24 protein-coding genes are annotated in these 24,707 nt (G+C 65.3%); 3 read left to right on the plus strand and 21 right to left on the minus strand.

The window, feature by feature from the left end; translation table 11 throughout:
• Positions 1 to 77: 77 nt before the first annotated feature.
• The 9 genes from BCEP18194_RS34515 to BCEP18194_RS34555 form a co-directional block, all read right to left on the minus strand.
• A complete protein-coding gene (locus BCEP18194_RS34515; RefSeq protein WP_041493633.1) occupies positions 78 to 866 on the minus strand; it encodes a hypothetical protein in 789 nt (262 codons plus the stop codon).
• 105 nt (positions 867 to 971) lie between these two features.
• Positions 972 to 2,834: a methyl-accepting chemotaxis protein gene (locus BCEP18194_RS34520; RefSeq protein WP_011355950.1), complete on the minus strand. Its 1,863-nt coding sequence runs from the start codon at positions 2,832 to 2,834 to the stop codon at positions 972 to 974.
• A gap of 169 nt (positions 2,835 to 3,003) precedes the next feature.
• A complete protein-coding gene (locus tag BCEP18194_RS34525) occupies positions 3,004 to 3,684 on the minus strand; it encodes an OmpA/MotB family protein (RefSeq protein ID WP_011355951.1) in 681 nt (226 codons plus the stop codon).
• Positions 3,685 to 3,723: 39 nt separating this feature from the next.
• A complete protein-coding gene (locus tag BCEP18194_RS34530; protein ID WP_011355952.1) occupies positions 3,724 to 4,488 on the minus strand; it encodes a flagellar motor protein in 765 nt (254 codons plus the stop codon).
• A 13-nt stretch (positions 4,489 to 4,501) separates the two neighbouring features.
• Positions 4,502 to 5,746: a Crp/Fnr family transcriptional regulator gene (locus BCEP18194_RS34535; protein WP_011355953.1), complete on the minus strand. Its 1,245-nt coding sequence runs from the start codon at positions 5,744 to 5,746 to the stop codon at positions 4,502 to 4,504.
• Between the two features lie 277 nt (positions 5,747 to 6,023).
• Entirely contained in the window at positions 6,024 to 6,491 is a 468-nt protein-coding gene (locus BCEP18194_RS34540; RefSeq protein WP_011355954.1) for a lytic transglycosylase domain-containing protein, read from the minus strand.
• A 53-nt stretch (positions 6,492 to 6,544) separates the two neighbouring features.
• Entirely contained in the window at positions 6,545 to 6,928 is a 384-nt protein-coding gene (locus BCEP18194_RS34545; protein WP_011355955.1) for a hypothetical protein, read from the minus strand.
• 14 nt (positions 6,929 to 6,942) lie between these two features.
• Positions 6,943 to 7,329 (minus strand): hypothetical protein, encoded by a 387-nt coding sequence (locus BCEP18194_RS34550; protein ID WP_157687360.1) that lies wholly within the window; start codon positions 7,327 to 7,329, stop codon positions 6,943 to 6,945.
• Between the two features lie 202 nt (positions 7,330 to 7,531).
• Positions 7,532 to 8,194 carry a glutathione S-transferase family protein gene (locus BCEP18194_RS34555; protein ID WP_011355957.1) on the minus strand — a complete coding sequence of 221 codons (663 nt, stop codon included), beginning with the start codon at positions 8,192 to 8,194 and terminating at the stop codon, positions 7,532 to 7,534.
• 288 nt (positions 8,195 to 8,482) lie between these two features.
• Between BCEP18194_RS34555 and BCEP18194_RS34560 the strand changes: the two genes are divergently transcribed.
• Positions 8,483 to 9,838 (plus strand): polyhydroxyalkanoate depolymerase, encoded by a 1,356-nt coding sequence (locus BCEP18194_RS34560; protein ID WP_011355958.1) that lies wholly within the window; start codon positions 8,483 to 8,485, stop codon positions 9,836 to 9,838.
• Between the two features lie 105 nt (positions 9,839 to 9,943).
• On the opposite strand, the gene BCEP18194_RS34565 is transcribed toward BCEP18194_RS34560, so the two are convergent.
• From BCEP18194_RS34565 to BCEP18194_RS34595, 8 genes are all read right to left on the minus strand, one after another.
• Positions 9,944 to 10,420, minus strand: coding sequence for a DUF3761 domain-containing protein (locus tag BCEP18194_RS34565; RefSeq protein WP_011355959.1), 477 nt, complete (start codon positions 10,418 to 10,420; stop codon positions 9,944 to 9,946).
• 61 nt (positions 10,421 to 10,481) lie between these two features.
• Entirely contained in the window at positions 10,482 to 10,619 is a 138-nt protein-coding gene (locus BCEP18194_RS41785; RefSeq protein WP_167316040.1) for an HHHH-motif protein, read from the minus strand.
• A gap of 314 nt (positions 10,620 to 10,933) precedes the next feature.
• Complete coding sequence (locus tag BCEP18194_RS34570) at positions 10,934 to 11,368, minus strand: cupin domain-containing protein (RefSeq protein ID WP_011355960.1); 435 nt, start codon at positions 11,366 to 11,368, stop codon at positions 10,934 to 10,936.
• An 83-nt stretch (positions 11,369 to 11,451) separates the two neighbouring features.
• A complete protein-coding gene (locus BCEP18194_RS34575; protein ID WP_011355961.1) occupies positions 11,452 to 12,447 on the minus strand; it encodes an ABC transporter permease in 996 nt (331 codons plus the stop codon).
• Position 12,448: 1 nt separating this feature from the next.
• Positions 12,449 to 13,426 (minus strand): ABC transporter permease, encoded by a 978-nt coding sequence (locus tag BCEP18194_RS34580; RefSeq protein WP_011355962.1) that lies wholly within the window; start codon positions 13,424 to 13,426, stop codon positions 12,449 to 12,451.
• 33 nt (positions 13,427 to 13,459) lie between these two features.
• Positions 13,460 to 15,016 (minus strand): sugar ABC transporter ATP-binding protein, encoded by a 1,557-nt coding sequence (locus tag BCEP18194_RS34585; RefSeq protein WP_011355963.1) that lies wholly within the window; start codon positions 15,014 to 15,016, stop codon positions 13,460 to 13,462.
• A gap of 49 nt (positions 15,017 to 15,065) precedes the next feature.
• The gene (locus BCEP18194_RS34590) at positions 15,066 to 16,094 is read right to left on the minus strand and encodes an ABC transporter substrate-binding protein (protein WP_081436693.1); all 1,029 of its coding nucleotides are present in this window, start codon (positions 16,092 to 16,094) and stop codon (positions 15,066 to 15,068) included.
• Positions 16,095 to 16,219: 125 nt separating this feature from the next.
• The gene (locus BCEP18194_RS34595; RefSeq protein WP_011355965.1) at positions 16,220 to 17,149 is read right to left on the minus strand and encodes an aldose 1-epimerase; all 930 of its coding nucleotides are present in this window, start codon (positions 17,147 to 17,149) and stop codon (positions 16,220 to 16,222) included.
• A 301-nt stretch (positions 17,150 to 17,450) separates the two neighbouring features.
• Between BCEP18194_RS34595 and BCEP18194_RS34600 the strand changes: the two genes are divergently transcribed.
• Together BCEP18194_RS34600 and BCEP18194_RS34605 are read left to right on the plus strand one after the other, a co-directional pair.
• On the plus strand, positions 17,451 to 18,491 hold the full coding sequence (locus BCEP18194_RS34600; RefSeq protein ID WP_011355966.1) for a LacI family DNA-binding transcriptional regulator: 1,041 nt from the start codon (positions 17,451 to 17,453) through the stop codon (positions 18,489 to 18,491).
• Between the two features lie 390 nt (positions 18,492 to 18,881).
• Positions 18,882 to 21,200: a PA14 domain-containing protein gene (locus BCEP18194_RS34605; protein WP_011355967.1), complete on the plus strand. Its 2,319-nt coding sequence runs from the start codon at positions 18,882 to 18,884 to the stop codon at positions 21,198 to 21,200.
• A 71-nt stretch (positions 21,201 to 21,271) separates the two neighbouring features.
• On the opposite strand, the gene BCEP18194_RS34610 is transcribed toward BCEP18194_RS34605, so the two are convergent.
• From BCEP18194_RS34610 to BCEP18194_RS34625, 4 genes are all read right to left on the minus strand, one after another.
• Positions 21,272 to 22,039, minus strand: coding sequence for an ABC transporter ATP-binding protein (locus BCEP18194_RS34610; RefSeq protein WP_041493635.1), 768 nt, complete (start codon positions 22,037 to 22,039; stop codon positions 21,272 to 21,274).
• A gap of 32 nt (positions 22,040 to 22,071) precedes the next feature.
• Entirely contained in the window at positions 22,072 to 22,785 is a 714-nt protein-coding gene (locus BCEP18194_RS34615; RefSeq protein ID WP_011355969.1) for an ABC transporter permease, read from the minus strand.
• Positions 22,782 to 23,471 (minus strand): ABC transporter permease, encoded by a 690-nt coding sequence (locus BCEP18194_RS34620; RefSeq protein ID WP_041493367.1) that lies wholly within the window; start codon positions 23,469 to 23,471, stop codon positions 22,782 to 22,784. Before BCEP18194_RS34620 ends, BCEP18194_RS34615 begins: the two co-directional genes overlap by 4 nt.
• A 174-nt stretch (positions 23,472 to 23,645) precedes the next feature.
• Positions 23,646 to 24,419 (minus strand): ABC transporter substrate-binding protein, encoded by a 774-nt coding sequence (locus tag BCEP18194_RS34625; RefSeq protein ID WP_011355971.1) that lies wholly within the window; start codon positions 24,417 to 24,419, stop codon positions 23,646 to 23,648.
• Between the last annotated feature and the right edge of the window lie 288 nt (positions 24,420 to 24,707).

Below are 24,707 nucleotides of genomic sequence, written 5' to 3' on the forward strand. Positions count from 1 at the left end.
CCTCAGTTATTTTCATCGAATTTTACTGCATCACACACACCCAAGCCAAATCACCAGCAGAATCGAGAGGCTATGATCTACTCAACAACGTCATCCACAATTGCTTGCACATCTGACACGAGCCTCGAATAGCTCCTCTGTATCGGTAAGTGTTTAGCAAAACACTTCTGTCGCGCCTCCTCATCCACCCGCCCCACCCCACAAGCCGCAATCCCCGGCACCTTCACCTCCCGCCAGAGGACATAAACCCTCTCTCCTCGCTTGACAGAGACAGCCAACGTATTCGGCCCCTCCGGCACCCCATCCTGGCTTTCCCCGAGCAGCAACGCCTTCACAACCGCATCAGCCGGCTTCCGCTTCACCGGCAACTCGGCAAACCGAAACGCCGCTGCATCATCGGCGAACACATCCGTATAAAAGGTCTCGTTATCGAAGATAACGGCAACATCATCCGTGGACTTGATCCCCGCATCCGCCCTCTTCACCCAAGCCTTCAAAAGCGGAACTGTCGTAACTAGAAGACTCACCTTCCCGTCATCCGACTTCAAGAACAGCCCATCCGGCCCGGGCGTCATCCCATCATCGGGCATAACGCTTTGCACGTTACTCCCCGTCTTCCGGGAAAACCCTTTCGCCTTGACCGCGCCAACGAGCTTGGCCAGCCGCGCATTCACCTCGGCCGCATATTTCTTGTCTAGATCCGCCCGATCTTCCATCTTGGCCCCGCTCACCTCCGCCGCAACCTTCTCCCGATAAGCAAGATAAGAATCCGTCGGCGACCCAACAACCTTCGCCCCCACCGCAGCCGCCACCGCGACGAACACCGCCGCCCCCACCCCGATCTTCCACTTGGAAATGCGTTTCATTTTTATAGACGTCACCAAATCCCGCACCAACATGCAAAAACGGCTGCCGTGAACCCACGGCAGCCGTCCCTCAGAAACGCCCTATTCTAAATCGCGAATCAGACTTTATTCATCCACCTTGAAAGCCGACACCAGCCGTGTCAATTCCGCCGCCTGCTGCTTCAAGCTCGCCGCGGCCGCCGCGCTTTCTTCCACCAGCGCCGCATTCTGCTGCGTCATCTGATCGAGCGACTGCACCGCGTCGCCGATCTGATCAATACCAGCACTCTGCTCCAGGCTCGCTTCGGCAATCTCGCTCATCATCGCGCTCACGCCCTGCACTTGCGACACGACATCACGCATCACCTTCCCGGCTTCACTGACCAGCCGCGACCCGGTATTCACCGTCCCCGCGCTATGCTCGATCAGCACCTTGATCTCCTTAGCCGCCTGCGCGCTGCGTTGCGCCAGATTCCGCACTTCCGAAGCCACCACCGCAAACCCGCGCCCCTGCTCCCCGGCCCGCGCCGCTTCCACCGCCGCATTCAGCGCCAGAATATTCGTCTGGAACGAGATGCTATCGATCATCACGATGATCTCGGAGATCCGCTGCGACGCGTCGCTGATCTCCTGCATCGTGGTCACGACTTCACCCACCACCTGTCCGCCGCGCGCCGCCGTATCGGAAGCGCCGTTGATCATCTTCGCGGCCGTCGTCGCCGTCTCGGTGTTGTTCCGCACCACAGCCGTGATCTCTTCCATCGACGAAGCCGTGCGCTCCAGGTTGCTCGACTGCCCTTCGGTGCGTTCGCTGAGGTCAGCATTCCCGGTTGCAATCTGCGCCGACCCGGTGGCAATCGACGAGGAAGCCGCGCGAATGCTGTGCACCAGCGTCGACAGTGACGACACGAACCGGTTGAACGCATCCGACAACTGCCCGATCTCGTCCTCGCTCTCAACCGTCATCCGGCGCGTCAGGTCACCCTGCCCGCTGGCGATCTCCGACAGCAGCGTCGCCGCGCGACGAATCGGCGCGGCAATCGCACGCCCCACCAGCCAGATCACGAGCAGTGCAACACCCAGCCCCACCACCGCAGCAACCAGCGCAGCGCTACGAATCGCACGCGTCACCGGCCCGAGCAGTTCCGCCTGCGGCACCTCGACGACGACATACGCATTCAATTCCGGAATGAACGACGTCGCAATGAACCGCGCACCGCCGTCGCCGTTGTAGCTCAGATACGCATACGGCTGCCCAGCCAACAGCGTCGACGACGCATCACCCGGCAGCCCCTGCTGATCCTTCATGAAATGCTTGCCGTCGATCAGAGCCGTATCGCGATGCATCATGATCGCGCCATCGGGACGCACGAGATACGCAAACCCGGTCTCACCAATCCGGTACGCAGCAATACCCTTCGCAAGCGCATCGACCGACAAGCTCATACACGCCGCACCGATCGGCACGCCATCAAGCTCGACGCGGCTGTTGATGAACATCATGTAGCCGCCGACCGTCACCTCGCGGTCCATGTTCACGTCGAACGCCTTGCCGGACGACAGGAAGCCGGTCAGCCACTGATCCTTGTCGGTCACCTTCCGCTGCAGGCCGGATTCGTTGTAGTAGTTGCCGCTCTTCACGGACACCCACTGCACCGACGCCGCCTTCTGCTCGTCCTTCACGTTCTTCGCGAGCTGGATCCAGTTGCGCGTGCCGGCGTCGGGTTCGCCGTCGGCTTCCCATTGCAGCAGGAACGCGTCGCGCGCGAGAATCCGCGACGCGGCGATCGGCCCGGCCATCTGCCGCTGCACGTCGGCGCGGATGCCGTTCACGGCCGTCGGCAGCTCTTCGCGGACGACGCGATCGCGCACCGCGTTGCCGATCAGACGGATGCTGAGTCCGCTCGAGATCGCGACGAACACGAGCAGGCAACTCGTCATGCTGAGAATCAGCTTGTTCTGTATGGAAAGCTTGCGCCAGAAATGCATGGGGAACCCTCGATAGCCGCTCGGTCTGAGCCAGCTTGGGTTATCGGCATGCACGCGCAGAACCGCATCGCTGATTTCACATGTTCATCATGCGAGATTAGTTATGTTGTTGTCAGGCGGACATATGCGGCCGCTTATAGATGCGCGAACAACGAAAATTCAGCGCGAATCAGTATGCAACGAAGATCGTGACACGCCGGTTTCGCGCCCGCGCGGCCGCATCGTCGCTCGCGACGAGCGGCTGCGTATCGGCCCGTCCGATCGCGGCGAGCCGGTGCGGTGCCACGCCACGCTCGGTCAGGTAGCGCACGACGCTCCCAGCACGCGCCGACGACAGCTCCCAGTTCGATTCGTATTTCGCGTTCGCGATCGGCACGCTGTCGGTGTGGCCTTCGACGAGAATGTCGCCGGTCGCGTGATCGCTCAGTGCCTGCGCGATCTGGTTCAGCACGGGCGACGAATCGGGTAGCAGGCGCGCATCGCCGACGTTGAACAGGATCTTCGCGTCGATGCCAATCTCGACGCCATGCGGCGCTTTCACGAGCGAGATCCGGCCGTTCGATTTCAACGAATCGAGCAACGCGAGCCACGGCGGTGCGTGCTCAGGCGTCACGGCAGCGGTAGCAGCAGCGGATGCGCTCGCCGCGCTTTCGGCATGCCGCGCGAGCGTCTGGTACCGCGCATCGAGCGCGTTGTATTTCGCGAGCTGGAGCACGTACAGCGCGAGAAACAGCACCATCAGCGTCGTGATGAGATCCGCGTACGAAATCAGCCAGCGGCCGGATTGCGCGCCTTCGAGTTCGTCGTCGTCGCGATCGACGGCGGATGCACCGTCAGTTCGAGCAGTCATGCGAGTGGAATTCCGGGTTCGTCGTATGACACACGCGCATCACGCGAGCGATTCGACCGCGCGCCCGCGGACGTCACCGGTCAGGCGCGTCTCGATCGTATGCGGCGACTCCTTGCGCGAAATCGCCAGCAAGCCGTCGAGATACAGCTTGCGAAACCGCAGCTCGCTGTCGATCTGCGCGCGCAGCTTGCCGTACAGCGGCAGGAACACGAGGTTCGCGAACGCCAGCCCGTACAGCGTCGCGATGAACGCAACCGCGATGCCCGGCCCGAGCTGCGCCGGTTCGAGAATATGGCTCGTCACCTGCACGAGCCCGAGCACCGAACCGAGAATGCCGAACGTCGGCGCATACCCGCCGGCCTGCTGCCATACACGCGCGGCGGCGAGGCGGCTGCGTTCGTAGGCATCGAGTTCGCGCTGCAACGCGTCTTCGAGCACGGCGGTCGACACACCGTTCGCCAGCAGTTCGAGCCCACGGCGCGCGAACGGATGGATGCCGCTCACGTCCATCGATTCGAACGCGAGCAGCCCGTCGAGCTTCGCGCGGTCGCCCCATTCGAGCAGGTCGGACAGGTTCTTGCGATCGACTTCGCGCGCACGCACGAACGCGAGCCGCAATTGCTTCACCGCGTCGAAAAAGCGCGCCCAGGTGTTCTGGATCATCACCGCGCCGAGCGTGCCGCCGAGCACGATCACGAGCGCCTCGAACTGGAACAGCATCGAAAAATGGCCGCCTTCCAGCGCGAAACCGAACACGATCGCCGCGCCGCCCAACACCACACCGGCCAGGGTCAACAGATCCATACGCGCCTCCTCGTCATGCATCCGATGCCGATGCGACAGGCGCAGTGCCCGCCGCCGGCGCCTTCGCCGCGCGAACGGCATCCAGCACGCGCCGCTCGATGTCCTCGATCTCGATCGGATCGAGCTTGAGCTCGCGGCGCATCACCCACGACACCTCGTTGCGCCGCGCCTCGGTCATCACGGAGAACAGCTTGTCGGCCACCGCGCGATCGTCGAGATTCGCGATCAGCTTCGCGAGATCGTAGGTATCGAACGCGCTGATGACGTCGAACAGCGTGCGCTGGTCGATCCACACGAGATCCTCCAGCGCGCGCACGTCGCCGCCGCGACGCGCATTGCGTCGCGAGAAGTACGTCACGCCCTTCTGTTCGACGTAACTGAGGACCTTCGATTTGCGGAACGCGAACAACTCGTCTGCAATCTCGCCGTTCGACAACTTGTTAAGCAGCATCGTCTTCTCGACGCCGATCAGCGCTTCAAGATCGGCCAGCTCGATGAGCTCGAGCTCGCTGTTGATCGACAGGTCGAGATCGTGATCGGCCACCTGTTGCGCACGATCGATCACGCGCGCGGCATCGAACGTGACGACCTGGCGCGCATCCGACGACGCCGCATAGTCGACCGCCCCGCCTGCATGGTCCGCCTGCGCCGCTTCGATCGTGACGAGATTGAGCTTCTCCATGCGTCGAAGCATCGCGAGCACGTGCGGCCGCGAGTGGCCGGCAATCGCGCGGCATTTGCGGATCACTTCGGCAAGCGGCACCGAGGTTTCGGCCGCATGGGTCTGCATCGGCCGGCGCGCCCAAGAGTCGCCGCCATCGCGCGCTTCGGCGCCCGCCATCAGCGACAGCACATGCGCATACGACAGCACACCCGGCATGAAGTCGGCATGCGTGTAGGTGGCGAGTTGGTCGTCCTTGCGCTTCACGCGGCGGATCATCGTCCGCACGATGTGGCGCAACAGCGCCGACACGCGCTCGATTTCCTCGTCGAGCATGCCGGCCGGCACGACCGTCAGCTGACAGAATGAAAGCGCCTTCGCGGTATGGGCACGCGGCTCGGCCGCGAGCAACGCCGATTCACCGAAGAACTCGCCGCGGCCGAGCGTCGCGACGACGACGCGCTTGTCGTCGCATCGCGTGGACAGCTCGACCTTGCCGTCGGTGATCAAGAAGATGACGGGCTCACCCGCAAAGCCCTCGGAGTAAATGATTTCTCCGGGCGCCGCCGTACGCGTCCACGATTGCTGACGATTCAAGTCGATTCCCCTGCTGCGCTTGCTTTCTTGTGCGGCGGCGCGTCGCGCTGCATGCGCGATCGTCGCCGCCGTTCCCCGTGCTCCCGTTTACGACACGCGCAGTGGAGTTCTTTAACCTCGTCGCAGGGGTCAAGTGAGCAGAATTTGATGCAAAACGTTTGCGCTGCGGAAACGGCTTGATGCATTCGGGAAAACGACAGGCTGCGGCACGTTCCTCGAATCGGCCGGGCCCGCCGCGATCCTTACTTTCGGCCTTCAATGCGCACAAAAAATCGGCTCACTCGTGCAAGCCCCACGACACGAGCACCGCGTGGATGTTTCGCGCGTATTCGTCCCGATAGCGCGGCGTTTCCGAGTGATAGGCGCCGATCGCCTGCCAGGTGTTCCCGTAGCGGACCATCTTGCGTTTCAGCATCCAGGCCGCGACGTAGATGTTCACGCAGGCATCCTTCAGCGCGCCCGGCGGTACACCGTAACGGCGCAGCTCGCCGAAGTGCACCGAGTTGATCTGGGTCTGGCCGACGTCGATGCTGCCGTCCGCGTTGCGATGCACGGCAGCCGGATTGCCCTTCGATTCGTACCAGGCGATCGCGCGCAGGATCTGCGGGTTGACGCCCTGATAGCCGGCCGCGCGCTCGAAGCATTCACTACCGGGCACGGCGTCGTCCGCACGCGCCGGCGCAACGAAGAGTGCGCTCAACAACAACATCGCAAACCACAGCCATGGCGTGCAGCGTCGTTGCATCGAGGCGACCCCGGTGCGGGCCGTCACGTATCCGCCGCTTCGATGCCGCGGGTTCATGGCGTCATCGCCAGCGAAGCTGCACCGGCTCCCGTCGTGCGCCGCTCGTGCGTGCTTTTCGCCAGCGCGTCGTCGAGCTTCTTGTCTTCGGCGGCGAGCGCCGCGCGCGACTCGTCGGTCACGACGAGACGCACCTGAAATTCCGGCGCCTTCTTCACGGACGGTGCGTGGCGCAGCTTCTTCGCGTGACGGCTGCCCGCCGGCGCGGGGGCCTGCACCTCATCGTCGCCGCCCGCTCCCGGCGGCAGCGACGCGAACGGCGGCAGCGGCGGAAACACCTGATTGGATGCGGCAGGGGCAAACGGCGCACCGTCGCCGGGTGGTGCCGCAAACGCGGCGCCGCACACGAGCATGGCGGCACAGATCGACAGTCGTAGCATCGCGGGGGCTCCTGTTATTGGGTCGGTCCGACCTGGACGCTGTACGGCCGGCAACTGCCGGCCGCGACGTTCTCGACGCGTACCGATGCGACACGCGGCGTCGCGATGCCACGCCGGATCGACTGGTTCAGGTAGCTGAAATCCTGCGGTAACGCGGCCACGCGTATCGTCATCGGTTGCGTCTGCTTCGATGCCAGCGCGCCGACTTTCGCGAGCAACGCGGTCAGTTGAGGATCGCGTGCGCCGAGGGCATCGGCTGGTATGACGAAATCGACGAGCGACGTCGACGCGGAAGGTGCGTCGGTGTGCGCATTCGCATCCTGGCGTCCGGGTTGAAGTTGGGCGCAGCCGGCTGACATGACGAGCGCAGCGGCAAAGACAAGCATGACGAACGGTTTCACGTGTTTCTCTTGCGGTCACTGGACCTGCGTTATCGGCACCGCGCCCGGGATGTTTACCCCGATTGCGTGCGAGGCCCGCCGCACGGGGCCTCACGCCGTGCGGCGATTCGTCCGATTTAAGCGCGCTTTGGTCAGACGCCATTCGTCCGATATTTGAGCGCGTCATGCGTTACGACGCGTGCGCCGCACGTGATCCGGCGCGTCAGAACTCCATGTCGAGTTCGTCGATGTCTTCGTGCTCCGCCTTCGCCGCATCGATCCACTCGGCCACGAACGGATGCGCAAGCACCTGCATGCAGTACTCGGCGATATCGGGTTCCAGCTTCACGTCGTAGGTCAGGAAGCGCGTGACGACCGGCGCATACATCGCGTCGGCAATACCGATCTCCGCGCCGAACAACCAGGGGCCGCCGTACGCGGCCAGGCACTCGCGCCAGATCGTCACGATCCGCTGGATGTCGTGCTGCGCGCGCGACCAGATCCGGAAGCCGGGGAAATGCGCGCGCAGGTTCATCGGCAACGCGGATCGCAACGCGCTGAAACCGGAATGCATCTCGCCGCAGATCGACCGGCAATGCGCGCGTGCTTGCCGGTCTTCAGGCAGCAGCCGAGCCTGCGGCCGGATTTCGTTCAGGTATTCGGCGATCGCGAGCGTGTCCCACACCGTGTTGCCGTCGTGCGTCAGGCACGGCACGAGAATCGACGGCGACAGCAGCAGCAACTCTGCGCGCGACGCGGCATCGATCGGCACGCTCACCGTCTCGAACGTGAGCCCGCTCAGCTTCGCGAGCAGCCAGCCGCGCATCGACCACGACGAGTAGTTGCGGCTGCTGATGGTCAACGTCGTCTGTCCGGTGACTTCCATATCGCTCCCCTGTTCAAAGCCGTTCGTGCCCCTGCACCGAAACGGACACCACGCGGCATCGCCCGCACCATGCCGGTGCCGCGCATTCGCCGAACTGGCGCAGCCCCGCACGCTGTCGCGGCACGTGTCGCACGCCGGATCGGCTCGGCCACGCATTGCGTGCGGCTGCCGGTTGTCGCATGCTGCCTGCATCGCAGCGTTCCCGAACCGCGTGCAACGCGCGTGCCAGCCGCAGGCTGGCACATCGCTTGCCTCGTTCGATACAACGCGGCACAACGAGTGACGGCCATGAATCTGCTTGCCTATCCGTTCTATCAATGGTCTGCCGAATGCACGCGCCCGGCGCGCGCATGGGCCGCCGCCGCACGCGCGACGATGTCGCTGTGGCCACCCGCCACCGCAACGCCGACCGGCCGCATGCTCGACGCAGTGTGCGAGCTGCTCGAATGCTGCGCGTTCTCGCATCGGCGTCCGCCGTTCGGCATCGCGTCGATCGTCGCCGACGGCGAGACGGTGCCGATCGTCGAGGAAGCCGCCGCGGCCACACCGTTCGGCACGCTGCTGCATTTCCGCAAGGCGCTGCCGGTCGCGCGTCAGCCGCGTGTGCTGATCGTAGCTCCTATGTCCGGGCATTTCGCGACGCTGTTGCGCGGCACCGTGCATACGATGCTCGCTGACCATGACGTGTACATCACCGACTGGCACAACCCGCGCGACATCCCGCTGACGGCCGGACGCTTCGGCTTCGACGAATACGTCGCGCACGTGATCGACTTCATCCACCAGATCGGCCCGGACGCGCATGTGCTCGCGATCTGCCAGCCGACCGTCGCCGCACTCGCGGCGGTCGCGCTGATGGCGGCCGGCGGCGATCCGGCGCAGCCCGCGAGCCTGACGCTGATGGCAGGGCCGATCGATTGCCGCGTGAATCCGACGAAGGTCAACGCGCTCGCGACGAGCCAGCCGATCGAATGGTTCGCGCGGAACCTGATCAGCGTCGTGCCGGCGGGCTTCGTCGGTGCGCAGCGATGCGTGTATCCGGGCTTCGTGCAGGTCGGCGCGTTCATGTCGATGAATCCCGATCGCCACGCGGCGTCGTTCGCCGACCTGTATTACGAACGCGCGAAAGGCGATCCGGAGAAAGCCGACACGCTGCGGCACTTCTACGACGAATACTTCGCCACCGCCGATCTCACTGCGGAGTTCTATCTGGAAACGGTCGAGAAGGTGTTCCAGCAATACGCACTCGCACGCGGCGAGCTGACGGTCGGCGAGCGGCTCGTCGAACCGGCGGCGATTCATCGCACCGCGCTGTTGACGATCGAAGGCGAGAAGGACGATATCTGCGCGGTCGGCCAGACGGTGGCCGCGCAGGAGCTGTGTTCGGGGTTGCCGCCGTACCTGAAGACGCACCACGTGCAGACGGGCGCAGGCCACTACGGCGTGTTCAACGGCAGCCGCTGGGAAACGCAGATTTATCCAATCGTGCGTGCGACGATCCACGACAACGAGCCATACGATCGCACCGCGGGTGCGGAAGGCGATGCGAACGGCACGCACTACGTGACGCTGCGCGCGCTGCTCGATGCCCGCGCAACCGCACACGATGCAGCGACCGATACGGAGTCGCATCACACCCACTGAAGCTGTACGGCGCAGAAAATGAAACGCCCCGCCGGGGGTGGCGGGGCGTGAGGTGCTGCGGCGGGCGGACGACGCGCGAAGGAGCGGCTCGCGCGTCAGCCTGCGTTACGAACAGGCCTTGCCGTGCGACGCGTGATAGCCCTTCGCCTTCGCGTCGGCTTCCGACATGTAGCTGCCGTGCTTCGTCTTGCCGTAGTACTTGTCGGTCGAGCAGTGATAGACCTTCGTGCTGTCGTTGGCCCACACCTTGCCCGGGCCGCCGCCCGGCGCTGCGGCCGTGGTCGCTGCGGTCGTTGCAGCTGCGCTCTTCGCCGGCGCGGTGCCCGATGCGGGGGCTGCCGAGGCGGCCATGGCCGGCGCGGCGGCCGGTGCGCTCGCGGCGGCCGCCGACGATGCGCCGTACCAGGTCTTCACACCCTTGTGGCCCGCGCATGCGCCCTTCTTCGACGCGCCCGAGTAGAACGAGCCGTCCTTGCACAGACCGGTCGTGCCGGCCGGCGCGCTGGCCGGAACCTGCGCGAATGCACCGATCGACATACCCATGCCGGCGACCAGCGCGGCGATCAACATCGTCTTTTTCATAGTCCTCTCCTGATTTGCCTGAATAAGGAATGCGTTCCGGGGATCCCCGGGAAAGTCGCGATTACCGCACCCAGCGGCACACGCGATGGTGGTGATGATCGACGTGGCACACACGGTGCGAATGCGCTTCGGCCAGTGCCGGAGCAAGGACGGCACATGCCACTGCGGTGGCCGTCAGGATCTTCGCGATGCGCTTCATGAAACTCTCCCGGGTAAGTCAACCGGTGATCCGGCTGGTACCTCCTTAACGCCGGTCGTCGACAGGCCGTGCACCGCATCCACCTGCAATTGACGATCTTTGACATCGCGGCGCCGCCAAGGCTTCGAAGCTGACGAATGTCTTTCTTTTCTTTCCGGATCTTCAGCTTCTCGACCGTTCGGAATTCGAAAGAATGTGAAGCACGGAAAGCGGATCGCACGGAAACCTTCGTGGAAGGTCCAACAAAAAACCGCCCGAGGGCGGTTTGTCACAAACAGGCGTACCGATGGTGCATGTCTCGGGGAACCAGGCAACTACGCCCCCGCCTCTCCCCACGGTGTCGGCGGCGGCACCGCGCACGGCCCTTCGACATCGATCGACTTGAAATCGGCGGGCCCGACGATCTCCAGGTACTCCATGTCCGGCGAATAGTCGAACAGGTAATGGACGATCCCCGGCGCCTGGTGCACGCAGTCGCCAGCGGCCACCAGCGTCTCGAGTTCACCGTACATGAAGCGCGCCCAGCCCTTCAGCATGATCACGATATGGAACTCGGCCTCGTGACGGTGCCAGCCGGTGCCCGCCTCCGGTGCATGATTCGCCCTGACGAGTTGCGCGACGACCTTGCCGTTCGTCGCGGCCGCGATGCCGAGATCGCGGTACAGGAAGAAGTCGCGCAGGCCTTCGCCTCGATACGCGGTGTCCTGCGGCTTCACATGGGAAAAAGCGGTGGGGGTCGGTGTGCTCATCGCGGTGCTCCTTCATCGAAAGGATCCCGCGTGACAAGCATTTAGCGTTCCAGTGTGCGGCAGCGCGAAGCCGCGCCCGATCGCTACCGCTTGCGCCGCTTCCCGGTGAGCAGCGTCTGCGCGATCACCGCGAGCAGCAGGAACGCGCCGCTCGCGAGGTTCTGGTAGTACGGGCTCAACGTCCCGACCTGGTTGATCACGTTCTCGATCACGCCGAGCAGCAGCACGCCGGCAAGCGGCCCGAACAGCGTGCCGACGCCGCCCGTCAGCAGCACGCCGCCGATCACCGCCGCGGCGATCGACTGCAGCTCATAGCTGTTGCCCGCGCCCGGCAGCCCCGAATCGAGCCGCGACGCGAGCAGCGCACCAGCCAGCCCGGCCAGCGCCCCGCTCAGCCCGTACGTGACGATCTTGAGCCCTTCGACGTTCACGCCGAGCATGCGCGCCGCCTCTTCGTTGCCGCCGATCGCGAACACGCCCGCGCCGTAGCGCGTGTGATTCAGCACGAACGCGGCGACGAGATACGCGACGACCACGATCCACACCAGGTTGCCGATGCCGAACAGCGAACCGTTCGCGATCGTCGCGAAGAACCCCGGGTTGGCGATCAGCATGTCCTGGCTCGCGAGCACGAGCGACAGCCCTTTCAACCCGAGCAACGCGGCGAGCGTGACGATGAACGGCGCCATCCGCGCCCGCGCGATCAGCCAGCCGTTCACGAGCCCGACGATCAGCCCCGCGCCAACAGGCGCGGCCAGCGCGGCGCCCCAGCCGTACGGCGCCGCATACGCGGCGATCACGGTGCCGAGCCCGACGAGCGAGCCGACCGATAGATCGAAGCCGCCGAGGATGATCACGAAGCTCTGCCCGATCGTGATCAGCGCGACGAACGCGGCGGCCGCGACGATGTCGAGCAGGTTCGGCGCGCTCAGGAAATGCGGGAACACGCGGCCGGCGATCAGGCACACGAGCACGAGGATCGCGATCGCGCCGCGCGCCTGCACGAGCCGGACAACCTGCGCGCGTCGCGCGCGGCTCGCGTCCTGCGCGGTGTGCGTGGAAATCGGCGCGGTCGACATGTCAGGCCCCCGAGCGCTGCAGGTACAGCGCGCCGAGGATGAACGCCGCCTTCAGGATCTGCGCATAGGTGAAGCTGATGTTGTTCATGATGAAGCTGGCATCGAGCAGTTGCAGCAGCAGCACGCCGAACACGGTGCCGACGATCGACACGCGTCCGCCGGAGAGCGGCGTGCCGCCGATCACCGACGCGGCGATCGCATCGAGTTCGAAGTTCACGCCGACGTAGTTCGGATCACCCGCACCGAGCCGTGCGGTGGCGAACAGGCCAGCGAGCCCCGCAAGCGCTCCGCTCGCCGCATACACGGCGAGCAACGTGCGCCGTACCGGCACGCCGGCGAGATGCGCGGCATCGCGGCTCGCGCCAACGAGAATGGTGTAGCGCCCGAAGGTCGTGTTGCGCACGACGAAGAACACGATCGCCGCGCAAGCGAGCGCGATCAGCATCACGACCGGCAACCCTAAAAACGTACCGATGCCGATGAAATCGAATGCATCGGAAGGCGGCAGGCTCACGCGCGAACCGCCGAGCAATGCCTGTGCAAGCCCACGCGCGGCAACCAGCAACGCCAGCCCGGAAATCAGCGGATCGATGCCGAGACGCGCGACGAGCCCGCCGTTGAAGAGGCCGACCGCGAGCCCGATCGCAATCGCCGCGGCGAACGCGGCGCCCGTTCCGTATGGCAAACACACGGCAATGATCGCGCTCGACAGCGCCATCACCGACCCGACCGACAGGTCGATCCCGCGCGTCGCGATCGCGAGGTTCTGCCCGAGCGCGATCAGCACGATCGGCGCGGCCTGGAACAGCAAGCTGCGCGCGGCGAGCGGATTCGAGAACCCGGGCGTGACGATCAGGTTGAAGACCGCGAGCGCGATGAACGCGAGATACACGCTGTGGTCGCGCGCCTGCACGAACAGCGAGCGGCGCGACGTACGGCGTGCGCCTTCCGGTTCGCTCATCAGGTTGGCTAGATTCACGCTTTCCTCATCCTCTGGTCGATGTCCGGCGCGTTACGCCTGGTTCGCGAGCAGCGCGGTCACGTCGTCGGGGCTCGCGCCACGCGTCGACAGCTCGCCGCTCGTCGCGCCTTCATGCAGGATCACGAGCCGGTCGGCCAGCTCGAGCAGTTCTTCCATCTCCGACGACGTCGCGACCACCGCCAGCCCCGCATCGGCGAGCCGTTTGACGAGGTCGTGTACTTCCGCCTTCGCGCCGACGTCGATGCCGCGCGTCGGATCGTCGAGCAGCAGCACCGTCGGCTCGGTCGACAGGCAGCGCGCGATCAGCGCCTTCTGCTGGTTGCCGCCGGACAGCGTCGAGATCGGCGCGCCCGCATGCGACGTCTTGATGCCGAGCTCGCGGATATAGCGTTCGACGAGCGCCTCCTGCTTGCGCACGGAAATGAAGCCGAACCGCGCGATACGCGGCAGCACGCACACGACGATGTTCTCGCGCACCGACAGCTTCGAGAAAATGCCTTCCGAGCGGCGATCCTCGGACAGGAACGCGAGCCCCGCGCGAATCGCCCGCGCCGGGTCCGCGCCGTCGAGCACACGGCCGCCGACGCGCACCGTGCCGCCGTCCGGCTGCTGCGCGCCGAACACGGCCTTGAAGGTTTCGGTGCGGCCCGCGCCGAGCAAGCCCGCGAGCCCGACGATTTCCTTCGGCGCGACACGGAACGTCACGTCGCGCAGGCGCGTGCCCCAGCGCAAGCGGTCGACGGCGAGCGCCGGTGTCTGCGTCGTATCGGCAGCGGCCGCTTCCGCCTGTTCGCGTGGGCCGTGCGCGCCAACCTCGCGGCCGAGCATCGCCGAGATCAGCGCCATGCGCGGCAGCCGGTCGGGCGTATCGCTGCGCACGACCGCGCCATCGCGCAGCACGGTGAGCCGGTCGCACATCCGGTAGCACTCGGATAATCGATGGCTCACCAGCACGATCGCAATGCCCGTCGCACGCAGTTGATCGACGACACCGAACAGCACCTCCACTTCCGCCCCGCTCAACGCCGACGTCGGTTCGTCGAGAATCAGCACGCGTGCGCCGAGCGACACGCCGCGCGCGATCGACACCATCTGCTGCTGGCCGAGCCCGAGCGACCCGACCTTGTCTGCCGGGTCGACCGCGAGCCCGTAGCGCTCGACGATTTCGCGCGTGCGCGCCAGCATCTCGCGCCGGTCGATCCACGGGCCGAAGCGGCGCGGCTCGTGACCGAGAAAGATGTTCTCGGCCACGCTGCGCTCGGGGATCAGGTTGATTTCCTGGTAGACCGCGCAGATGCCTGCACGCTGCGCGGCACGCGGACTGTCGAACGACACCGGTACGCCATCGACGAGGATCTCGCCCGCATCAGGCTGGTGGAAGCCGGTGAGGATCTTGATCAGCGTCGACTTGCCGGCGCCGTTCTCGCCCATCAGCCCGTGCACCTCGCCCGCACGCAGCGACAGCGAGACGCCGTTGAGCGCGCGCACGACACCGAAGGTCTTGCCGACGCCGCGCGTCTCGAGCACGACGGGCTTCGCTTCGCCGCCATCGGCGGCATCGGTTGCGGCGGGAAGCTGTGCGTCCATCGCGCCTCGCGTTCAGGGTGGCGCGTTGGCGCGCCGGTCGATCAACAGGTCAGTAGACGAGGTTCGCTTCGAGCGAATGCTTCGCGTTCGCCTTGTCATACAGCGCGTCGTCCATGATCTGCTTCTGCGCAACCGGCTTGCCCGCGAACCATGCTTCGAGCGACTTGAACGCGAGCGGGCCGAAGCGCGGGTTCGTCTCGACGCTCGCGGCGGCCGAGCCGTTCGCGATCGCGGTGACGAAATCCTTCGTGCCGTCGATCGACACGACCGTCACGCCGCGCTGCTTGCCGGCCTGCCGCAGCGCGGTCATCGCGCCGAGCGCCATCGTGTCGGCCTGCGCGTAGACGGCGGTCACGTCGGGATGCGCGAGCAGCACCTGCTCCATCACCTTCTGCGCTTCGGTGGCCGACCAGTTGGCCGTCTGCGATGCAACGATCTTCATGTTCGGGAATTTCTTCAGGCCGTCGGCGAAGCCGTCGGTGCGCTGGCTCTCGACGGTATTGCCGTAGCCGCCCTGGATCTCGGCGATCGTGGCTTTGCCGCCCGTCGCATCGGCGAGCGCCTGCGCGGCGCGCTGCCCTTGCCGGAAGAAGTCGGAACCGAGGAACGTGATGAAATCCTGGCACGGGGTGCCGGCCGTCTGCCGGTCGATCGTCACGACCGGGATGCCCTTCGCGCGCGCCTGTGCGAGCGCGGGCTGCAGGCCGGTCGAATCGTTCGGCGCGACGATCAGCGCCTGCGCGCCCTGGTTGATCATGCTTTCGATATCGGCGACCTGCTTCGCCTGGTTCGCGTTCGCATTCGTATACAGCAGCCGCTTGACGCCGGCCGCCTTCGCCGCCGCCCGCACCGACGCGGTTTCGGTCGCGCGGAACGGGTTCTGCTCGTTCTCCGACTGCGAGAAGCCGACTACGAGATCGCTCAGCTTCACGCTGCCCGGCTTCGGGTTCGTGCAGGTCTGCGCGGAGCTGGACCCGACCTTCTGCGCATTGTCCTGCGCCTGCGCGATCGCGACGCATCCGAGCGTCACACCCATCGTCACCACGATACGTTGCAGCTTTGCACGGCTCGGCATCATCGTCTCCAAGTGTTGTGATCGGTCCGTACGCCGTCGCACATGGCCGGCATCGGCTTCACGAACTAATATTATTACTCGATATTATCGCTCGCCCGACTCGGGATAATCCCGTACCGCCGCACCCGTCAGGCGGGGCCCGGCGTCCATCGCAACGTCGCCTGCAGCGACTCGCCGGGCGCCAGCACGCAGCCGCCGACGAGCGAGGCAGGTTCCTTCGCATTGAAGCTGTCCGTCGTGTTCGTGACGGGCTCGACGCACAGCGCGTCGGCGCCGGCCGGTGCGTACACGACGAGCTGGTCGAACGGCCGCTCGGCCCGCAGCACGACCTGGCGACCGCGCTCCGGCCAGATCACCGTGGCCTCGCGCGACCAGCCGACGAAATTGTTGTCGAGATCGAATGCGTCGGCCGGCATCCCGTTGCGCAGTGCGTCGACGGCGGGATGCGCGCCGACGCGGAGCGGCAGCACGTCCGCATCGGCGTGCCACATCGCATCGACGTGCGCCTTCACGACGGTGTGCGGCGTGCGCAGGTAATACGGGTGATGGCCCATGCCGAACGGCATCGGCAGCGCGCCGAGGTTGCGCGCGGAAAGCGTGATCGACAGCGTATCGCCGTCGAGCCGGATCGACTGGCGCGCCTCGTAATGGAACGGCCAGTCACCGGCGCGGCCTGCTTCAGGACGATGCTCGAAACGCAGGTCGACCTGCGTGTCGTCGAGCCGTTCGACCTGCCAAGGCCGCCGCCAGCCGTGGCCGTGCAGCGCATGACGATACGCATCGTCCGGGCCGGACAGGTCGATCGTGCGGCCGTCGAAGTCGAACTTCGCGTCGCGGATGCGGTTGCAGTACGGGAACAGTGGAAAGCTCGCCATGCCGAGCGGATCGCCGCTCGCGAGCGCCGCGTCGGTAGCCGGCCGGAACCAGTGTCGCGGGCCGTCGGGCGCGGCTTCGTAGTACGCGGCGATCGAGCCGCCGGCCTGCGGCGCGACGCACACGCGGGTCGCGCCACTGGCGAGTTCGATCAGGTCGGCGTTGCGGGGCGTTCCCATCGGCATCGTTCATCCCGGGATGACACTGGCGACCCCGTCGGCAGGATGGCAGCACCCGGCCGCGGGCATGTGCGGCAAAGCATGGCACGGTGCGGCACGCGCGGTCAATAATATTTGTTGATATTATTATCTGGGAAACGGCGTGCCTGGCGGGGCACGCGTAAAGCTTGATTGCCGGCCTGGTTGGCCGATGTTACCGTCGGTCAGATTGATCCGACCCGCTGTTTATCGCCGTCGTTATTTGTTCATCCTGTCGAGGCCGGACCGCGCTCCTACCGTGAAACGCTCTACTCAACGTCGCCCCACGATGACCGACATCGCCAAGCTTGCCGGCGTGTCGCAATCCACCGTCTCCCTCGTGCTGAACAACGCGGCGGGCACGAAGTTCTCGGACGCCACGCGCGACAAGGTCGTGAAGATCGCGCAAGAGCTCGGCTACCGCTTCCTGCCGCGCGAAGTGGCGATGACGCACGACGGCGAGCGCGACCTGATCGTCTATCTCGCCGACGAAATCTCGACGAGCCCGCACCCGGTCGTCAACATCGACGGCGCGCGCGACGCGGCCTACGCGAACGGCAAGCTGCTCGCCGTGTACTCGACGCACGGCAACGTCGACATCGAGCGCCAGGTGCTCGAATCCGTGCTCGCGATGCCGAACCTGCTCGGCGTCGTCTATGCGACCGTCTACACGCGCAAGGTCACGCTGCCGTCCGAACTGCTGCGCGTGCCGGCCGTGCTGCTCAACTGCTACACGGCGGAAAGCGGGCTGTCGTCGATCGTGCCGGCCGAAGTCGCGGGCGGGCATGCAGCCACCGAATACCTGCTGCGCGCGGGCCACCGGCGCATCGGCTACATCAACGGCGAGCCGTGGCAGGACGCCGCGAAGGACCGCCTGAAGGGCTATCGCACCGCGCTCGCGACGGCCGACATCCCGTTCGCGCCGGAACTCGTGCGCGACGGCGACTGGGGTTCGGATACCGGCTTCGAGCAGACGCTGTCGCTGCTACGCGAGCCGCATCCGCCCACCGCGATCTTCTGCGCGAACGACCTGATGGCGCTCGGCGCGATCGAGGCCGTCAAGCATCTGGGGATGCGCGTGCCCGACGACGTATCGGTGCTCGGCTACGACGACCAGGAAATCGCGCGACACACGCACCCGCCGCTGTCGACGATCGTGTTGCCGAACTATGAGCTCGGCCGCTGGGCGGTCGAGATCCTGCTGCAGGAAGAGCAGAACCGCGCGGTCGGGATGCCCGTGCGCCGTCGCGCGATCAAGCTCGACGGCCCGCTGGTCGAGCGCGGGTCGGTGCGCGCCGTCGAGACGGTCACGCAGTCGGCGAACGCGTAAGCCACACCCTCCCCTGAATACGGCACGGGCAGCGCATGCGCTGCCCGTGCTTCGTGTTGCCGTACGCCCGCCATTCCTCCCCGGCCATTACCCCGCCCCGCTCGCCCCTGTTCCAACGCCAGCTTCAGGGTAAACACCATCACTAAATTATTAGTAATAATTTAAAAGCATTTCTATACTTGCGTCGGCGTCGGGCACAACCCCGCGCCACGACACAGCAGCACGACGAGACGGTGACCGGAAGCGAATGCGCGCGAACCCGCCGCGCTGCCCGCTCCGCCCGTCCGCACCTCACACGCCTACCGTCCCGTGACGCTTCCTGTCCGGACACCGTTTCATCCGCATCGAGTCACCAGTCGTCCGCTTCTCCTCATTGATCCGGAGTCCAGAATGACTATCACGTCTCGTCTCAAGCCCGCCGCACTGGCTATCCTCGTCGTGCTCGCCTCGTGCGGCGGCGATGATTCGTCCGCGCCATCGGCCTCGGCGCTCGCCGCACGCGCGTCCGTCGACGCCGCGTCGAGCGACAGCGCCGCCACCACTGCCGCCGCCTCCAGCGATTTCATGAATACGGGCTACGGCGGCCCGTCGCGTTTCCCGAACCAGCTCGTCACGCTCGGCCTGCCGGGGCCGACGCCCGCGTTGCGCGTGTCGTCGCGCGGGGTGCCGCCGTATGCGCCGCCGGCTCCGCCCGTCGCAATCGACACGCAAACGCTGACGCTCGCCGACTTCGATACCTACGGCCCGGCCTGGACGAGCGGCGGCGGCAACACGATCCAGATCAGCGGCACGAGCACGGACGGCGCGAAGCTCGTCACGAACGCGCAGCATCCGGCTTACGGCCACGCATCGTATGAAGCGGACGTCACGATCGGCGCACCGGCACCGGGCGCGACCACCGCGAACGCCGGCTTCATCGTGCACGTGACGAACCCGACGGTCGGCACCGACGCGCTGACGGGCTACTACATCGGGCTCGATGCGGTGCGCCACGTGGTACAGGTCGGCCGCGAACAGGACAACTGGACCGACTTCATCGACTACCCGGCGCCCGCGGTCGTCGCGGGCAGCACGCATCACCTGAAGGTCGTCACGCGCAACAACGCGATCGACGTGTACGTGGACGGCACGCAGGTGATAAGCGTCAACGACGCGACGAGCGGCCTGACGACCGCGCTGCGCGCGGGTGCGTTCGGGCTGCGCCGCTTCGGCGCGAGCGTCGCCTTCAGCAACGTGACGGTCAGCCGCTATCCGGATGTCGCACCGAAAACGTACGACTTCTCGCGCGTGGTCGGCGCCGTGTACAACCCGTGGAATGCGGTCAACGCGATCGACTTCTGGGAAAACTACGATCCGGCCACCGTCGACCGCGAGCTCGACTACGCGCAGACGTACGGGATGAACACGATCACCGTGTACCTGCACTACCTGAACTGGGTCAACGATCGCGACGCATTCCTCGCGAAGTTCGACAGCCTGCTCGGCATTGCCGCGCGCCACGGGTTGAAGGTCGCGCCGATCTTCTACGACGATTGCTGGCACGTCGATCCCGCGTACGGCCCGCAGGCCGCGCCGATCTTCGGCGTGCACAACAGCCGCTGGGTGCAGTCGCCCGGGCAGTCGGTCGAGCAGCAGTATCTGCAGCCGATCGCGGCCGGCGCATCGACAACGTTCAAGCAGGATCTGCAGCACTACATCGCCGACTTCGTGTCCGCGCACCGCAACGATCCGCGCATCCTGTACTGGGAACCGATGAACGAGCCGGGCTGCAGCGGCAACGGCGCGCTGCAGCCGACGCGCGCGCTGATGATGAACGACGCGCGCATCGCGATCCTCAATGCGGGCGCAACGCAGCCGATCAATTCGCCGAACGTGCAGGAACCGGAGGGTGACTACTTCTCCGATTTCCACGCATTCCATCCGTACGCGAAGAATGCGACGACGCCCGACTACTCGCTGCCGCCGAGCCTGCTCGACAGCCTGAATTCGGAAACATTGCAGCGCGGCTGGCCGGGCGGCCAGGCGGGACAGACGATGGCCGGCATCGCGTCCACTTACGGCGGCAAGACGGGCTTCCTCGTGTGGGAACTGATGATCGGCCGCACGAATACGCGCTTCCACTGGGGGCAGACGGCGTCCGCGCCCGCGACCGTCGAACCGGCGACGCCGTTCCAGGGCACGCTCTACCCCGACGGCCATCCGTGGAGCACGGCCGAGGTGCAGGCGCTCGCGAGCGCATTCAGCTCGAGGCTGCGCGTGCTGAACGCGACGTACTACAACGACACGACGTTCACGACACCGGTGTTCTCGTCGATCACGCCACTGGTCGATTTCGACCTGAACACCGAGCGCGGCACCGATTCGCCGGATGCGTCTAAGGGGATGAATGCGACGAACTATGCGATCCGCTGGACCGGCGCGCTCGACATTCCGAAGGCCGACAACTACACGTTCAGCGTGACGAGCGACAACGTCGCGCGCGTGTGGATCGACGGCCGCAAGGTGATCGACAAGGAACAGCCGGGGCTCGCGACCGCGAAGGGCCGCATTCACCTGGCGCAGAAGCGCAACGTGCCGATCCGCGTCGAGTACGTGCATGCGAGCGGGCCCGCCAGCATGCATCTGCAATGGTCGAGCCCGAGCGCGGGCCGCGACAATCTGGTGCGGGTCGCGCAGCGGCCTTTGACGGACGCGCTTGCGCAACAGTAGGCGTCGTTCGCATCAACGCCCGTGGCGCCCTTGCGGCGTCACGGGCGCTAAGGCAATGCTCACGCGCGACCTTACTTCAACCGCCCCGACAGGAACTGCCCGAGCCGTTCGCTCTTCGGATTCACGAGAATCTCCTGCGGATTCCCTTCTTCCTCGATCTTCCCCTGATGCAGGAAGATCACGTGGTTCGACACGTTGCGCGCGAAGCCCATCTCGTGCGTGACGACGACCATCGTGCGGCCCTCCTCCGCGAGCTTCTGCATCACCTTCAGCACTTCGCCGACGAGTTCCGGATCGAGCGCCGACGTCGGCTCGTCGAACAGCATCACTTCCGGCTCCATCGCGAGCGCGCGTGCAATCGCCACGCGCTGTTGCTGGCCGCCCGACAGGTGCGACGGATACATGCCCTCGACACGCGGCGCGAGGCCGACTTTCTCCAGGTACTTGCGCGCCCGCGCGATCGCTTCGTCCTTGCTGACCCCGAGCACGGCCATCGGCGCTTCGATGATGTTCTCGAGCACCGTCATGTGGGCCCACAGGTTGAAGTGCTGGAACACCATCGACAGCTTCGTGCGCATCCGCTGCAGCTGCTTCTGATCGGCCACGCGCAGCGAGCCGTTGCGGTCGCGGGTGGTCTGGATCGGCTCGCTGCCGATCGTGATCTGCCCGGAGCACGGCTGCTCGAGGAAGTTGATGCAGCGCAGGAACGTGCTCTTGCCGGAGCCGCTCGAGCCGATGATGCTGATCACGTCGCCGGCCTTCGCCTTCATCGACACGCCCTTCAACACCTCGTTGTCGCCGAACTTCTTGTGCAGGTTGTCAACGGTAAGCTTGTACATGCTGGGTCCTTCCTTGCGAATCTGCGAATGCATTAATGGCCGCGCGGCGAGAGGTACGCGAGCCAGCGCGTCTCGAGCTTGCGGAACGCCCAGATGAGCGTGAACACGACGACGGCGTACAGCACGGCTGCAATGCCGTAGGCCTGGAACGACATGTACGTCGCCGAATTGACGTCGCGCGTGACCTTCAGGATGTCGGGCACGGTCGCGGTGAACGCGAGCGTCGTCGCGTGCAGCATCAGGATCACTTCGTTGCTGTAGCTCGGCAGCGAGCGGCGCAACGCGGAAGGCAGGATGATCCGCGTATAGAGCTTGAAGCGCGACATCCCGTACGCCATGCCGGCCTCGATCTCGCCGGCCGACGTCGCCTTGATCGCACCCGCGAAGATCTCGGTCGCATACGCGCATTCGTTCAGCACGAACGCGAGCAGCGTGCAGTTCATCGCGTTGCGGAAGAACGTGTCGAGCAGCACGTGGTTGTGCACGACCTGCAGGCTGTAGATGCCCGTGTAGCACATCAGCAGCTGCACGTAGAGCGGCGTGCCGCGGAACACGTACGTATAGAGCCACACCGGGCCGGAGATCCAGCGGTTCGACGACGCGCGCGCGATCGCGAGCGGCACGGCGAGCGCGAAGCCCAGTGCGATCGACACCACCAGCAACCACAGCGTGATCGCGAGGCCGCTGAAGCGGTAGCCGTCGGTGTAGAGATAGCTTTGCCAGTACTGGCTGACGAGTTCGATCACAGTGCGAGCCTCCGGACGCCGACGGAATAACGCTTCTCGAGGTGATGCAGCACGACGTTGGAGACCGTCGTGATCGCGAGGTAGATCGCGCCTGCAGCCAGCGTGAAGAAGAAGAAATCGAGCGTGCTCTTGCCCGCGTCCTGCGACGCTTTCACGACATCGGCGAGGCCGATGATCGACACGAGCGCGGTGGCTTTCACGAGCACCTGCCAGTTGTTGCCGATGCCGGGCAGCGCGAAGCGCATCATCTGCGGGAACAGGATGCGGCGGAACACGCGCCAGCCGCTCATCCCGTACGCGAAGCCCGCTTCGAGCTGGCCGCGCGGCACCGCGAGGAACGCACCGCGGAACGTCTCGGTGAAGTACGCGCCGTAGATGAAGCCGAGCGTGATGACGCCGGCCACGAACGGATCGATGTCGATCTGGTCCCAGCCGAGCATGTCGGTGACGTTGTTCAGCAGGATCTGGATCCCGTAAAACAGCAGCAGCATCAGCACGAGGTCCGGCACCGCGCGGATCAGCGTCGTGTAGAAGGTGCCGATCGACTTGAGCATGCGGTTCGTCGACAGTTTCGCGCTTGCGCCGATGAGGCCCAGCACGAGCGACGCAGCGAGCGACAGCACCGCGAGCTTCACGGTTTCCACCGTGCCGGCCCACAACAGCGGGCCAAATCCTTGGAAGATCATATGAGGGATCCAGAACGATGTGGCTGGATTTTCGACAGCCATTAACCCCGCATCAAACGATATCTGCGCACTACCTGATGCAGCCTGCTCATCAAGTCGGACGCATCACGCGACGCGGGTTGCACCCACGACCGACGCGGCGCGCCCCGCAACCGATGCGCGCCGCATGGACGGTCAGCCGCCGTAGACGTCGAACGCGAAGTACTTCTTCTCGAGCTTCTTGTACGTGCCGTCCTTGATGATGTCGGCAATCGCGTGGTCGATCTTCGCCTTCAGGTCGGCGTCGTCCTTGCGCAGCCCGATGCCGGCGCCGTTGCCGAGCGTCTTCGGATCGTCGATGTCCTTGCCGGCGAATTCGAAGTTCGCGCCGCGCGGCGTCTTCAGGAACCCGATGTCGGCCTGCACCGCGTCCTGCAGCGCCGCGTCGAGGCGGCCCGACATCAGGTCCTGGTACACGCCGTCCTGGTTCTGGTAAGGCACGACCTGCACGCCCTTCGGCGCCCAGTAGGCTTTCGCGTAGGTTTCCTGGATGGTGCCCTGCTCGACGCCGACCGACTTGCCCTTCAGCGATTCGGCGGTCGGCTGCAGGTTCGCGCCCTTCTTCGTGACGAGGCGCGTCGGCGTGTTGAACAGCTTGTCGGAGAACGCGATCTGCTCGGCACGCGCCGGCGTCATCGACATCGACGACAGCACGCCGTCGAACTTCTTCGCCTTCAGCGCGGGGATCATCCCGTCGAAGTCGTTCTCGATCCACACGCATTTCGCCTTCAGGCGCGCGCAGATCTCGTTGCCGAGATCGACGTCGAAGCCGACGACCTTGCCGCTTGCGTCCTTCGATTCGAACGGCGGATAGCTGGCGTCGACGCCGAACCGGATCGTCGACCAATCCTTGGCGTGGGCACCGACCGCGATGCAGGCAAGGGCAATACTGAGCGCGAGTTTCTTCATGGCGTTCCTGTCAGAGGCGAACTGGGCAGGGGTCCCGTCGGGCGATCCGCACCGGTGTGGCCGGCACGGCGCCCCGCCGTGAACCCTTCCAACCCGGAAATCGCCCTTTCCGGCGACACTCCAAGTTGTACATACAACTTTGCCTTTTCCGCAGGTTAGCCAGCAATCCGTGTTTATCACTAGTTGTCGGCGGATTGTTTCACTAATGGCATTTTTCCTTAATTTTCAATTAATTACGAATTACGACAAGCTAAACAACAGCTTTCTCCACCCGTACGCGCGCCACCC

The organism is Burkholderia lata, assembly GCF_000012945.1.
Lineage (GTDB): Bacteria > Pseudomonadota > Gammaproteobacteria > Burkholderiales > Burkholderiaceae > Burkholderia > Burkholderia lata.

Bases quoted from the DNA above. Each gene is read 5' to 3' on its own strand.
- BCEP18194_RS34515 (WP_041493633.1), bottom strand. From the start codon at position 866: ATGAAACGCATTTCCAAGTGGAAGATCGGGGTGGGGGCGGCGGTGTTC.
- BCEP18194_RS34520 (WP_011355950.1), bottom strand. From the start codon at position 2,834: ATGCATTTCTGGCGCAAGCTTTCCATACAGAACAAGCTGATTCTCAGC.
- BCEP18194_RS34525 (WP_011355951.1), bottom strand. From the start codon at position 3,684: ATGACTGCTCGAACTGACGGTGCATCCGCCGTCGATCGCGACGACGAC.
- BCEP18194_RS34530 (WP_011355952.1), bottom strand. From the start codon at position 4,488: ATGGATCTGTTGACCCTGGCCGGTGTGGTGTTGGGCGGCGCGGCGATC.
- BCEP18194_RS34540 (WP_011355954.1), bottom strand. From the start codon at position 6,491: ATGCAACGACGCTGCACGCCATGGCTGTGGTTTGCGATGTTGTTGTTG.
- BCEP18194_RS34545 (WP_011355955.1), bottom strand. From the start codon at position 6,928: ATGCTACGACTGTCGATCTGTGCCGCCATGCTCGTGTGCGGCGCCGCG.
- BCEP18194_RS34555 (WP_011355957.1), bottom strand. From the start codon at position 8,194: ATGGAAGTCACCGGACAGACGACGTTGACCATCAGCAGCCGCAACTAC.
- BCEP18194_RS34560 (WP_011355958.1), top strand. From the start codon at position 8,483: ATGAATCTGCTTGCCTATCCGTTCTATCAATGGTCTGCCGAATGCACG.
- BCEP18194_RS34565 (WP_011355959.1), bottom strand. From the start codon at position 10,420: ATGAAAAAGACGATGTTGATCGCCGCGCTGGTCGCCGGCATGGGTATG.
- BCEP18194_RS41785 (WP_167316040.1), bottom strand. From the start codon at position 10,619: ATGAAGCGCATCGCGAAGATCCTGACGGCCACCGCAGTGGCATGTGCC.
- BCEP18194_RS34570 (WP_011355960.1), bottom strand. From the start codon at position 11,368: ATGAGCACACCGACCCCCACCGCTTTTTCCCATGTGAAGCCGCAGGAC.
- BCEP18194_RS34575 (WP_011355961.1), bottom strand. From the start codon at position 12,447: ATGTCGACCGCGCCGATTTCCACGCACACCGCGCAGGACGCGAGCCGC.
- BCEP18194_RS34585 (WP_011355963.1), bottom strand. From the start codon at position 15,016: ATGGACGCACAGCTTCCCGCCGCAACCGATGCCGCCGATGGCGGCGAA.
- BCEP18194_RS34590 (WP_081436693.1), bottom strand. From the start codon at position 16,094: ATGATGCCGAGCCGTGCAAAGCTGCAACGTATCGTGGTGACGATGGGT.
- BCEP18194_RS34595 (WP_011355965.1), bottom strand. From the start codon at position 17,149: ATGCCGATGGGAACGCCCCGCAACGCCGACCTGATCGAACTCGCCAGT.
- BCEP18194_RS34600 (WP_011355966.1), top strand. From the start codon at position 17,451: ATGACCGACATCGCCAAGCTTGCCGGCGTGTCGCAATCCACCGTCTCC.
- BCEP18194_RS34605 (WP_011355967.1), top strand. From the start codon at position 18,882: ATGACTATCACGTCTCGTCTCAAGCCCGCCGCACTGGCTATCCTCGTC.
- BCEP18194_RS34610 (WP_041493635.1), bottom strand. From the start codon at position 22,039: ATGTACAAGCTTACCGTTGACAACCTGCACAAGAAGTTCGGCGACAAC.
- BCEP18194_RS34620 (WP_041493367.1), bottom strand. From the start codon at position 23,471: ATGATCTTCCAAGGATTTGGCCCGCTGTTGTGGGCCGGCACGGTGGAA.
- BCEP18194_RS34625 (WP_011355971.1), bottom strand. From the start codon at position 24,419: ATGAAGAAACTCGCGCTCAGTATTGCCCTTGCCTGCATCGCGGTCGGT.